Raw genomic sequence first — 11,847 nt, forward strand, 5'->3', positions numbered from 1 at the left:
ACCCATGCGTCCAACGGCGGGCTGCTCGCTGTCACGTACGACGAGGTTCGGCGCTTGTCCTGCGCTTCGGCGTCGGCTGCACTGGTGGCAAACCGAATCTGGTTAGCGCCGAGACTCGGACGGAGGACCCCATGCCGTTCAAGAACAGGTCTGAGGCAGGAAAACGCCTAGCTCAACGGCTGGCAGGCCTGCGCGGTCAGAGCGTACTGGTACTCGGTGTTCCCCGTGGTGGTGTTCCAGTCGCCTTCGAAGTCGCGCGACACCTCGACGCGCCGTTGGACGTGATCGTGGTCCGCAAACTCGGTGTTCCGTTCCAGCCCGAACTGGCGATGGGAGCCATCGGGGAGGGCGGTGTTCGGATTCTCAACGAGTACGTGGTGCGTCGGTCCGGTGTCACCGACGTGGAACTGCGGGCTGTGACCAACCACGAACTCGTGGAACTCGCCGCCCGCACGCGGCGTCTGCGTGGAGATCGTCCCCAGCTGTGCCTGGCTGACAGGAACGTCGTCATCGTGGACGACGGGATCGCCACCGGGGCTTCCGCACATGCCGCCTGCCAGGTTGCCAGGAAACAAGGTGCCATGCGGGTGGTCGTCGCGGCCCCGGTCTGCGCAAAGGACGCGGTGGACAGTCTGCGGACCGTCGCCGACGAGGTCGTTTACCTGGAGTCCCCACGACAGTTCTGCGGTGTGGGGGAGTGGTATGTCGACTTCGGACAGACCAGTGACGGGGAGGTTGTCTCCCTGCTCGCTCAAGCCTCTGCCGCTGATAGGGCGACAGTCGTGAACCAACGGTCCGACGCCGAGCCCGACCCACCGGAGATCTGCGAGCGGGACATCCGGCCCACCGCGGGTACGACGGCACTTGCTGGTCGCCTGGCAGTGCCGACTGGAGCGAACAGGCTTGTGGTGTTCGCCCACGGCAGCGGGAGCAGCCGCCACAGTCCGCGCAACCGGTTCGTGGCCTCCGCACTCAACCAGAAGGGATTCGCGACCGCGCTGCTCGACCTGCTCACTGTGGAGGAGGAGGGTGATCGCACGATGGTGTTCGATGCGGCATTGCTGGCCAGCAGGCTTGCCGCCGCGACTCGACAACTGCGGGAAGGGTTCGCGCAAGTGGGCTATTTCGGCGCAAGCACTGGGGCGGCAGCAGCGCTGTGGGCGGCAGTCGAATCGGACACAGGCGTCGGAGCCGTTGTGTGCCGTGGCGGGCGGCCTGACCTCGCTTGGGGTCGGCTTCCGTTGGTCAAGGCCCCGACGCTGCTGATTGTGGGCAGTCGAGACCGGACCGTCCTTGACCTCAACCACAGCGCGCAAGCCCGAATGCGCTGCACGACCGAGTTGGCCGTCATCCCGGGAGCCACGCACCTGTTCGAGGAACCCGGTGCGCTGCAAGCGGTAAGTGGTCTTGCCAGTGACTGGTTCGGCACGCACCTCATGGTGAAACTGGACAACACGTTCGGTTGACCATCCACAACGCCACTCCCGGCGGGGTGTCGGCCACAAGGCGCAGTTCCACGTTGAGGGCGTGAGCCGCACGGCACAAGGTGAGCAGCATTGGCAAACAGGATACGTGAGGTGAGAACATGTATGCCGAAGCTGGCGACATGCTGGTCGTCGAGAGTTTCAGCATCGGCCGTCCCGGAAAGCGAGGACTGATCCTCGAAGTGCGCGGCGCGGACGGTGCACCCCCGTACGTCGTACGTTGGCTCGAGAGCAGCCGTGAGGCCACAGTGTTCCCGGGACCTGACGCGCGCGTGGTTCGGGCAGCCGGCGCCGCCCCGCGTGGATGAGGGAACACGCAGGTACAAGATCGCGTCCACGATCACCTGGCGGCAGTGCCTCGCTCGAGGTCCGCATCGACCGTGAAGCCACCGGTTCGCGCTGGGACGGTTGAGGTCCCGGCGGGCTGCGGAGCCTGACACGCACTCCGCCCGAGGGGCTCAGGCCACCACGGTGATCTCGTACTCCGGTGCTCGCTGCCGGAGCCACGCCTGGGCACCGGGTCCGTGGGCGAACGCCGCGGTGGCGTAGACGTCGGCCCACAGCAGGGACGGACCGGATACCGTCACCGACAGCAGACCGGTGGCCGGCATCCCACGGTGGGGGTCGATGATGTGCGGGCCGCGAGCGGCGGTGCCGGACGTCGCGACCGCGCCGGTCCGGATCGTCCGAACGCCGAGCAGGGCGTGCGGATCGCGCGGATCCTCGATGCCCACCCGCCACGCGGGCCGGGACGGCGACGCGACGTGCAGGGCGATATCGCCCCCCGCGTTGAGACAGTGGTCGACGTCGTCAAGAGCATGCAGCGCGGCCGCGGCGCGCTCGACCGCCCAGCCCTTCACCAGACCGGAGGGATCCAAGCCGCCGGGAAGCCAGGGGTCGAACCAGCCTTCGGTGCGGTCCCGGGCTTCCAGGCACAACGCGAGCACCTCACGGACCAGCGGATGGCGGCCAGGTCGGCCGCGGCGGATCGCGCTGATCTCGCTGTCCTCACGGTAGGTGCTGAACAGTTGGTCGACTTCGCGCAGGAAGGTGAACACGCCGGTCGCGGCGGCGACCGCGCGTGGATCGTCGCGGATGCCGGGGCCGCGCAGGTGCAGGCTGACTGGCATGCCCATGACCTGCTCCACCCAGGCGCGTCGGTCAGTCACCGGTGCGCCGCGTCTATCGCGGACTGCAGGGACTCGATGTAGCCCTCGGAGGTGTAGGTGGCGCCGCTGACGGTGTCGATCTGGGCGCTTTGCGCCTGCAGAGTTTCCTGCACCAGCACGGGCACGGCCATGTCGTTGATCTCGATGTCGCGGCCGCTCCCGCTGGGCACCTGCAGGGCCTGGGCGTTGGTGATCCGCCCACCGGACAGCGTGATCCGGACCTGCACCGGACCGTAGCGGGTCTGGACCGCACCACCGTCGTACCTTCCGCTCACACCAGCGCCGCCTGTCGCCGAAGGGGCGCTGCCGGGCGTCGCCGGGGTGGACGAAGGGCTCGGCGCGGCCGTGCCGGCCGACACCCGAGTCCGCGGTCCGGTAGCGGCGAGTGCGTCCGGGTGGGTGCTGGTGCGGTAGCTGAACAGCAGCACCACCACCGACACCGTGGCCGCGAAGACCAGGGCGATCCTTCGCATTCGTCGGTCCTTCCTACCAGGCGAAACTCTCGGTGTGGATGCGGCTGCGGGCCACGCCGGCAGCTCGCGCCGAAGCGACAACGGCCGCGGTCCACGCCTCGGGGCCGCACACGTAGATGTCGTGTTCGGCGATGTCCGGGACCAAGTGCCGCAGAACGTGCGCGTCGGAGGCGCCCCGGTAGCGGTCTGGCAGCCAGGACGTCCGCGCACGGGACCGGCGGCCGTACAGGTACGCCAGGTGGACCCCGCGCTGGGCGGCAATCGCGTCGAGTTCCCGGCGGAACACGACATCGCCGGGGGAGCCGGCGCGGTAGAGGAGCACGGCGTCGCCGGGCCGGTAGGGCATCGCCTCCAGCAGCGCCCGCAACGGCGTGATGCCGATCCCGGCGGCGATCAGGGTGACCTTCGGGCCGCTGCGCACCGAGCCGAGCCGACCGTAAGGGCCTTCGAACAGCGCTCGGGTACCCGGCCGCAGCCGTGCCAGGCGGGCACTGCCCTCGCCCAGGTTCTTCGCCGTGATCCGCAGGTGGACACCGTTGGGCGCGGCCGAGAGCGAGAACGGGTGGCCGCGGGTGAACCCAGGGCCGTCGAGGAACCGCCACACGAAGAACTGACCTGCCGCGACCGGGAGCCGCCCGGGGTCCCGCCCGCGCAGGTACACCGACACCACACCGGGTGCCTCGTGGACCACGCGGTCGACGACCAGTCGGTGCCGCAGGTTGCTCACGATCGGCACGGCGACCCGCCAGACCAGCAGCGCCCCGACGGCCAGCCCGTAGGCCGTCCACCAGAACACGGTCGCGACCGGGGACGCGGTGAAATCCGCACCGGTCCACAGCTGGTGCGGCAGCGCCAGCCCGACGCCGAGATAGGCGTAGAGGTGCAGCAGATGCCAGGACTCGTACCGCAGCTTCCGCCGGGCGGCGCGCATCGAGGTCGCCGCGACCAGGACCAGGGCCGCCGTTGCGGCCGTGGCCAGCAGCATGCCGGGATAGGTGGTGACCAGGTCCCACACTTCACGCAGGAGTCCACTGTGGTCGGTCGCGGCGTAGCCGAGGCTGATCAGAGTGATGTGCGCGAGCACCAGCGTCACCGAGCCGAATCCCACCATCCGGTGTCGGCGGGCCAGCTCGTCCTGGCCGTATCCACGTTCCGCCCACGGGATCCGGGCCATCAGCAGCACCTGGAGCAGCAGCAGGTCCGCTGAGACCAGACCGGTCAGCCGTCCCAGCGAAGTCAACGGGTCCGCTGCGAGGTCCTGCACGCCGCGGCCGGACACCCACAGCGCCAGCACGAACAGCACACTGAACCAGGCCGTCAGCCCGCAGACGTCGCGCCACCACGCCCGGACGGGACGCGGCCGTCTCGGCGCGAGTGGTGTGGCGGCGCGGTGGGTGACGGTCAACGAGGGCTCCTGAGATCGGTTTCCCGCCACCCTGCCCTCGCCGGGTGAGGAGCGAGCTTGGCGCGGTTAAGAGTCCGGTGAGAGCCGGTCGTCGGCCACCGCGAACCCCACCACGGCACCGCCGCCGGGCCGGGCCGTCACGGTGACCTCACCGCCGTGCGCCAGCGCGACCTGCCGCACGATCGCCAGGCCCAGCCCCGATCCGGGCAGGGCACGTGCGGTGTCGGCGCGGTAGAACCGGTCGAACACGTGCGCCCGGTCGGCCTCAGCGATGCCGGGCCTGCGGTCGCGCACCTCGACGTGGCCGCCACGCAGCACGACCTCGACCGTCCCGGTGCGGTCGAACTTCACCGCGTTCTCCAGCAGGTTGGTCACCGCGCGATCGAGTGCTCGGGCCCGCCCGAGCATGCGCACTGGTTCGGCGTCAACACGGATTTCTCGTCCGGAGCGCCGCCGAACCCGCTCCGCGGCGCGTGTCACGACCTCGGCGAGGTCCACCGGCTCCGGCGGTTCCTCCTCGTAGCGGCGGGTGGCCAGTTCGACCAGTTCGTCCACCAGGTGTGTCAGCTCGCGGGTCTCGCCGTCGACGTCCTCGAGCAGCCGCTCCTGCGCGCCAGGGTTGAGTTCGCCGAAGCGGCGCAGGACCCGGGCATTGGTGCGCAGGCTGGTCAACGGCGTCCGCAGTTCGTGCGCGGCGTCCTGCACCAGGCGTTCCTGGTCGTCGCGTGAGGTGGCGAGGCGGCTGAGCATCGCGTCGAACGACGTGGCGAGCCGGCCCACCTCGTCGCGGCCATCGACGGGCACCTCGACGTCGAGCCGGCCACTGGAGCTGACCTGCTCGGCCAGCCTGGTCAGCCGGACCAGCGGCCGGGTGACGCGGCGGGCGATCAACCACCCGGCGGCCGCCGCTGCCACCAGCACCAACGCGCTGACCAGGGTGATTCGGGTGGCCAGCGAGGACAGGACGTGCCGCGTCCCGTCGACGTCGATGCCCAGCTGCAGTGCGCCCTGCCCGGAGCTCAGGGCGACGGTGACGACGCGGTAGTCGTCCGGGCCCGCGGTGACGTCGTAGTAGAGGTGCTCGCCGGGCTTGCCCCGCACGGCCAGGGCTCGTTCGTCCAGGGTGATCGGCAGGGCGGCCAGGCGGCCGCCAACGCGCTGGACGCTCCCGTCAGGGACGATCCGCTGGGCGACCATCGGCTGCGCCTGGTCATGGTCGTTGCCCGGGCCGGTGATCGCCGGGTTCGGTGCGAGCACCGCGGTCGCCCCAGTGGAGATCGCCGCGGCGGTGGTCAACAGCGTGCGGTCGAGTTCCTCGTGGATCCGGTCGGACGCGGTCTGGTAGCTGAACACGCCGACCAGAATCGCGACCACCGCGCCGACGGCGGCGAAGGCGAGCGCGAGCCGGGCAGCGAGATTCACGTCGATCGCACCGAATAGCCGACGCCGCGCACCGTGTGGATCAGCTCAGGGGCACCCGCCTCCTCGAGCTTCCGCCGCAGGTAGCCTATGTAGACGGCCAGGTTCTTCGACTCCGGGCCGAACTCGTAGCCCCAGATGCGCCGGTAGATCGTGGCTCGGTCCAGCACGATCCCGGTGTTGCGGACGAGCAGTTCCAGCAGGTCGAACTCGGTCTTGGACAGGCTGATCTCGGTGTCGAGCCACCACACCCGCCGCGCACCGGGATCGACGGTCAGCCGGTCCAACCGCAGCCGCTGGCCCGGCCCACCCGCGGCGTCCGGGGCGGCGCGCCGCAGCAGCGCCCGCAGCCGGGCGAGCAGTTCGTCCAGCTCGAACGGCTTGGGCAGGTAGTCGTCGGCCCCCGCATCGAGCCCGGCCACCCGATCGGTGGTCTCCACCCGCGCGGTGAGCATCAGGATCGGCGTGCCGTCCCCGTCGGCCCGCAGCACCCGGCACACGCCGAGTCCGTCCACGGACGGCATCATCACGTCCAGGATCAGCACGTCGAACCGCTCGCGCCGGGCCGTGGCCAGTGTGTCGACACCGTCACTGACCTCGACTACCTCGTAGCCCTCCAGTTCCAGGGCGCGCACCAACGACTCACGGATCGCCCGGTCGTCGTCTGCGACCAGCACTCGGTACGGCACCGCACCATGATGCCGCCACGGCGCCCAGTCGGTGCGGTGCCGTACCGGTTCGCGTGCCGCGGCGTCACTCCCGCCAGGTCCGTGCCCGGTGTGGTCGGGCTCGCTGCTCTGTTCGGGCACTTCGGTCAGTGGCCGCCGCGGGGAGCGGGCTCGGAGCTGAACCGACCCTGCCAGCTGGCCTGCGCACCCGAGTCGCCGATGCGGTAGACCTGGTAGCAGGCCGCACCAGCGACCAGCACGGCGAGGACCGCGATCACCGTGGTGACCGCCCTGGAGGCCGGGGCCAGGAAAGTCCTGCGACGCACAGCTGTCATGGTCATCGTCGACGTGCCGCTACCCGCGACTTCGTCCACACCGAACTCGGCAGACGGCTGCGACGCGATGGCACTTTCGCGCTGGCGCCACCACACGACGAGCACGAGGACCGCCACTGGGATCGCGACAAACAGGGCCGTGTCACCCAATTCGGTGTGTGCGTGCAGCAGCGACGTGCGGGGGACGCGTCGCTCCAGCCATTCACCGGCATCGGTGGTGATCGGGACCAGGATCAGCACGAGCACGGCCAGCAGCGCGTTCGGCAGGGCGAGCATGCGCCGCGCCTTGGCCCAGACGGCGCTCAGCACCAGCAGCAGGGCGCTCAACGGCAGCAACACGACGATCGCGTGCACGAGCAGGACATGGGCCGGCAGACCGTTGATGGTGCTCATTACTTCCCTCGTGGATCGATCCGGAACCAACGGTGATCACCATTGCCTAATCGGGTGAGGGCTTGATGTGACCGTGGTGAGAATGCGGTAAGAGCCGGAAGGCGTGGCTGGCACGGACAGGTCGAGCGCGTCAGCGAGGCTGTTGGCAGGTTGCCGGCCCTCGCCGAGCTCACGTCGTCTGCGCGGCAGATGGTCGAGCGAGCACGGCTTGGATCGGTCGCATCATCTCGTTGTCCTCGTGGTCCAGGATGTGGCAGTGCAGGACGTAGCGTCCGGGGATGTCGAAGCGCGCGGTGAACCGGGTGAACTCGTTCGGGTAGGCGATCACCGTGTCCTTGAGCCCGGTTTCCCAGCTCTCCGGCGGACGGGGTGATCCACCGAAGGGCTGTCGGTTGGTGATCTGGAACTGCACCTGGTGGATGTGGATCGGATGCGCGTCCGCGGTGAAGTTCGCGATCTCCCACGTCTGCGTGGCGTTCACGACCGGGGTCTCGGTGACGGGGGCTCCCCATCGCAGCGGATTGGCTGTGCCGTCCGCGTGGACAGTGCCCAACATGGCGGTGGCCGGAGCCTGTGGGTAGGACCGCGAGCGCATCTCGTTCAGCGAAATCTTCCAGGTGTGGTCGGAAGCCGTCGCAGGCCTGGGCGCGGGCAGGGTCAGGTGCGCTGGCGGCACGCTGGTGTCCGGCGAGGTCAGCGGTGTCACGACGAACTTCATCACCTGCCCCGTGGTGGCAGGGTCGGCGGGCGTGGCGTCGGCGGCCCCGTTGAACGCCATGTCCGGGCCCTCGTTGATGAGGTACAGCTCGGTGCCGACCGTGAGGCCGGTGAAGTCGACGATGACGTCGGCGCGTTCGGCCGGTGCGCACAGCAGTTGCGCGAGCTGTACGGGAGCGCGCAGGAAGCCGCCGTCCGAACCGATCTGCCAGAACGGCAGTGCTGATCGCGCAGGCCTGGCGGCGAGCGGATTGTGTGCGATCTTGAGGATCAGGGTGCGGGCGTTGCACGCGTTGAGGAATCGGAACCGGTACCTGCGTGGCTCGACCGCCAGTACGGGCCAGGCGCGGCCGTTGACCACCATCGTGTTGCCGAAGGACTCCGGGTTCCAGATCGGCGGCACGTCGCTGACCGGGATGAACGTGGCATCCGGTGGCGTGTCACCGAAGAAGCCGCGGCCGGCTGGGAAGAAGATGGATCCGTCCCGGTTGAACGAGCGGTCCTGGACCACGAGGGCGATCTCGTGGTGACGTGTGTCGGGCAGGCCACCGTGTCGGGGGGCCGGCTCGGGCAACGTGCCGGGTGGGAGGTCCCAGTCGCCACCACGGATCAGGTAGTAGCCGGCCAGTCCGGCGTGGACGTTCACCCGGGTCATCCCCAACGTGTGGTCGTGGTACCACAGCGTGCTTGCGGGCTGGTCGTTGGGATACTGGCAGACGGCGGTGCCGGGCAGCCAGTTCACGGCCAGACGGTCCGCTGCCTGGGCGCGGTGGCGGTCGTAGAACGAACCGACCGTCGCGTACCCGGCGGGCAGGTCGCGGGCGGCCGGGAGGTACCAGGCCGACGGATAGCCGTCGTTCTCCTCGCTGCAGTGCGCACCGTGCAGGTGTGCCACCACCGGCACGGGGCCGGTGTAGGCGCCAGGTGTCGTGGTGAACATGGGGCAGCTGTCCCGGCCTGAGACGCCACCAGCGGGATTGGCCCAGTGCAGCGTCTGGTCGACCGGTAACAGGTGGGGCAGGAAGTGGCCGTCGCCGTCGACCAGCTGGTTCACCCAGGTGACCCGGACGGGACGGCCGGCGCGTGCCTCGATGGTGAACCCGGGACTGTGGAAGGTTGTGGCGTCGAATGTCGAACCATAGCCCCACACGAGCGTGCTGGGCAGCCCGGGCGGCAGGATCTGTTGCCGGAACTGGCGCACTCCGATCGTGTAGTTGTCGATGCCAGGCACGGGCTCGCCGGGCGGCATCACTGGTAGGACCCGCACGGCGGTGGCGTACTTGGCGATCCGTGCCGGGTCCAGCGTGCCGCCTGTTCGCGCACCGCGGTCAGCGAGGGCCGGTCGGCGCGGTCCAGAGCCTCGGGCTTGGGCGTGCGAAGGCATCGACACCGCGACGAAGCCACCTAGTGTGGCCGCGCGCAGAAGGGTGCGGCGGGTCATTCGAGTTGCTGCGCATGCGTGCACGGGCGTTGCGCCGGTGCTGTCGTCCATGAACTGTTCCCGTCTCCGCAAGGCGTAGCCGAATGGCCTCCAGAGCACGAGCGGGGGCATCAGTACCGGGGGCGCTTCGGCATTGTTGGTCGGCACCACGAATGCATGCTCGATCGGCGAGTTGAGGGAGCCGCGCGTTCGTGGACATGTCCTTCCGGCAGACGCAGGTACGACCGTCCCGGTTCACGACCGCTGGTGGTAGCACCCGAGTGGGTGAGGACGTGTGGAAGATCTCCAGGTACTCGTCTCCAGGTAACGGCACGAGCCCGGAGTCCCTGGCACGCCTGGTGAATGCCCATGATCCGAACTGCCCAGGTTCAACCGATCCGTCGGGGCGCCGGCTGTCGATGGCCGTGCCGCCCGCTCAAGATCGATTGGCACAGGAATCCAACAACCTGCCTCACTGGTCCGGCCGCCAGGAGTGCAGTGACTGCAGCAAGGCGTTCTTCTTGTAGTGATGCCTCGACATGCGTCGCAGCACGTTGTCCAGCGTGCTGACGGCCTCTTCGATGTAGGGCCCCTTGTTCAGCATCACGCACTCGGCGCGTTCGCTCATCGCCGCGTCACTGATCTCGGCCCGCGACGGCCGGCCACGCCTGGCCAACTGCTCCAGCACCTGGGTCGCCCAGATCACCGGCAGGTGCGCGGCCTCGCACAGCCACAGGATCTCCTCCTGCAGCTCAGCCAACCGCTCGTAGCCGCACTCGACGGCCAGATCACCGCGCGCGATCATCACACCGACTCGAGGCCGTCGCATCGCGGTCAGCAACACCTGCGGCAACCGCTCGAACGCCTGCTTGGTCTCAATCTTCAGCACGACCCCGACTCGGTCGTCACCCAGCCGGTCCAACTCGCCGAACAGCTGTTCGACGTCAGTGGCGTCGCGCACGAAGGACAACTCGACGACATCCGCCAGGTCGAGCACAGTCGGCAGGTCAGCCAGGTCCTTGCTGGACAGTGCCGAGACCGGTAGCCGCGTCTCGGGGAGGTTGACGCCACGGCCGCCAGCCAGCCGGGAGCCATTGGGTCCGGCCCGTGTGATCCGGACCTTGAGCAGTTCCGGTGTCCTGGCGATGACCCGGCCGCTGATCTTGCCGTCGTCGATGTGCACCGGCTGCCCCACTTCGGCGTGCTCGATCGCCTCCGGCAAAGTGCAGCCGATGCGTAGTTGACCTGGGCCAACCGGTGCGGGAGCGCAGTCCTTGGTCAGTTCCAGCACGTCACCGGCGCGCAGCAGCAGGCGCTGCTCGACCGCCGGCAGTTCCCCGACGGTGCAGGAGTCGGCGAGCGGGGTGCCAGTCGCCAAATAGGTGGTCCGCTCGACAGTGGCGATCATCCCGTCGCCGCACCTGGCCAGCACAAGTGCCCGGTTGGCTCCACGGGTGTCGCGCACCGTGACGGTCTCGCCATCGCGCCGGGCGAGCAGCCAGGCCATCGGCACTGGTACGGATGTCATCCGCGGATCGGGCGGCGCCATGCGCCGTTCAGCCGGGGTCAACCAGCAGCGTGCTGGCGCGGTGACCCGGCCGAGCAGGTCGCGGGTTGGCCGCAATCGGACGACCTTTGGCCCCGGCGCAAGTGGCCCTGTGCGCAGTTTCGGACCGGCCAGGTCCATCACGATCCGACAGTCCCCGCTGGCCGACCGTGCCGCTTCCCGGACGTTGTGTGTCATCCGCCGCCAGGCATCCGCGTCGTCGTGTGCGCAGTTGATCCTGGCCAGTCTCATTCCCCTGGCGAGGAGCCGCCGTGCCAGATCGGGGTCGTCAGCTGCGCTGGACGGCAGGGTGACCATCACCCTGGCCCGGCGGCCGGGGGCAACGGGGCCGAGCAGATCGGCGGCTCGATCGGTCAACCACCGCGATCCTTCCCCCGGTTGGGCCGCGGCTCTGCGGCAGGAACGCCAGGGCATGCCGGACAGCGCGTACACGGCGCGTTCGACGGCATAGAGGGTGGCCGCGACATGCGGTTCGCTGCGCCCGAGCGAGGACAACCCGAGGGCTGCGAGCCGGAGTTGCAGGTCCCTGAGGTCCCGTTGCCGGATCGCCCAGTAGTGCACGAGGTTGCGGGCACTACCCAGCTGCCCAGGTTCCACCGCGGCCAGCCACGAGGACCACTGCTCCTCTGCGTCAGCCAACGCGACGGTCAAGGCCTCCAGGTCCGAGCGCAGCCGCACCCACTTGTCCGTGTCGGAGCACATCTGCCCAATTCCAGCTATCGTCGATACCGAGTCCAGTGCCCAAGCAGGTAGACGTGCGACCGATAGCAGATCACCTGCACCTGGCCGTAGACCTC

10 protein-coding genes are annotated in these 11,847 nt (G+C 69.2%); 2 read left to right on the plus strand and 8 right to left on the minus strand.

The genetic code is table 11. The features are described 5' to 3' along the window. The first annotated feature begins 131 nt into the window (after positions 1-131). Positions 132-1,466, plus strand: a complete 1,335-nt coding sequence (locus KALB_RS20620; RefSeq protein WP_025357612.1) for a phosphoribosyltransferase family protein — start codon at positions 132-134, stop codon at positions 1,464-1,466. 119 nt (positions 1,467-1,585) lie between these two features. Further along, positions 1,586-1,792: a DUF1918 domain-containing protein gene (locus KALB_RS45470; protein ID WP_081789424.1), complete on the plus strand. Its 207-nt coding sequence runs from the start codon at positions 1,586-1,588 to the stop codon at positions 1,790-1,792. A gap of 150 nt (positions 1,793-1,942) precedes the next feature. Here the strand turns inward: KALB_RS45470 and KALB_RS20625 are convergent, their stop codons facing one another. The 8 genes from KALB_RS20625 to KALB_RS20660 form a co-directional block, all read right to left on the minus strand. Continuing rightward, a complete protein-coding gene (locus tag KALB_RS20625; protein WP_030110593.1) occupies positions 1,943-2,620 on the minus strand; it encodes an FAD:protein FMN transferase in 678 nt (225 codons plus the stop codon). Between the two features lie 29 nt (positions 2,621-2,649). Then, positions 2,650-3,126: an FMN-binding protein gene (locus KALB_RS20630; RefSeq protein ID WP_025357613.1), complete on the minus strand. Its 477-nt coding sequence runs from the start codon at positions 3,124-3,126 to the stop codon at positions 2,650-2,652. 13 nt (positions 3,127-3,139) lie between these two features. Further along, positions 3,140-4,531 (minus strand): ferredoxin reductase family protein, encoded by a 1,392-nt coding sequence (locus KALB_RS20635; RefSeq protein ID WP_025357614.1) that lies wholly within the window; start codon positions 4,529-4,531, stop codon positions 3,140-3,142. Positions 4,532-4,597: 66 nt separating this feature from the next. Next, on the minus strand, positions 4,598-5,953 hold the full coding sequence (locus KALB_RS20640; RefSeq protein WP_025357615.1) for a HAMP domain-containing sensor histidine kinase: 1,356 nt from the start codon (positions 5,951-5,953) through the stop codon (positions 4,598-4,600). Further along, positions 5,950-6,639 (minus strand): response regulator transcription factor, encoded by a 690-nt coding sequence (locus KALB_RS20645; protein WP_025357616.1) that lies wholly within the window; start codon positions 6,637-6,639, stop codon positions 5,950-5,952. Before KALB_RS20645 ends, KALB_RS20640 begins: the two co-directional genes overlap by 4 nt. Before the next feature lie 125 nt (positions 6,640-6,764). Continuing rightward, positions 6,765-7,346 carry a DUF2231 domain-containing protein gene (locus tag KALB_RS20650; protein ID WP_025357617.1) on the minus strand — a complete coding sequence of 194 codons (582 nt, stop codon included), beginning with the start codon at positions 7,344-7,346 and terminating at the stop codon, positions 6,765-6,767. A gap of 169 nt (positions 7,347-7,515) precedes the next feature. After that, complete coding sequence (locus KALB_RS20655) at positions 7,516-9,504, minus strand: multicopper oxidase family protein (RefSeq protein ID WP_030110594.1); 1,989 nt, start codon at positions 9,502-9,504, stop codon at positions 7,516-7,518. A 451-nt stretch (positions 9,505-9,955) separates the two neighbouring features. Next, positions 9,956-11,752: a pyruvate kinase gene (locus KALB_RS20660; protein WP_025357619.1), complete on the minus strand. Its 1,797-nt coding sequence runs from the start codon at positions 11,750-11,752 to the stop codon at positions 9,956-9,958. Positions 11,753-11,847 lie beyond the last annotated feature (95 nt).

The sequence above is a fragment of the Kutzneria viridogrisea DSM 43870 genome, assembly GCF_000525635.1.
GTDB classification, from domain to species: domain Bacteria; phylum Actinomycetota; class Actinomycetes; order Mycobacteriales; family Pseudonocardiaceae; genus Kutzneria; species Kutzneria viridogrisea.

Coding starts and splice junctions, on each gene's coding strand:
- KALB_RS20630 (WP_025357613.1), bottom strand. CDS start 3,126: ATGCGAAGGATCGCCCTGGTCTTCGCGGCCACGGTGTCGGTGGTGGTG.
- KALB_RS45470 (WP_081789424.1), top strand. CDS start 1,586: ATGTATGCCGAAGCTGGCGACATGCTGGTCGTCGAGAGTTTCAGCATC.
- KALB_RS20620 (WP_025357612.1), top strand. CDS start 132: ATGCCGTTCAAGAACAGGTCTGAGGCAGGAAAACGCCTAGCTCAACGG.
- KALB_RS20625 (WP_030110593.1), bottom strand. CDS start 2,620: ATGGGCATGCCAGTCAGCCTGCACCTGCGCGGCCCCGGCATCCGCGAC.
- KALB_RS20650 (WP_025357617.1), bottom strand. CDS start 7,346: ATGAGCACCATCAACGGTCTGCCGGCCCATGTCCTGCTCGTGCACGCG.
- KALB_RS20660 (WP_025357619.1), bottom strand. CDS start 11,752: ATGTGCTCCGACACGGACAAGTGGGTGCGGCTGCGCTCGGACCTGGAG.
- KALB_RS20655 (WP_030110594.1), bottom strand. CDS start 9,504: ATGACCCGCCGCACCCTTCTGCGCGCGGCCACACTAGGTGGCTTCGTC.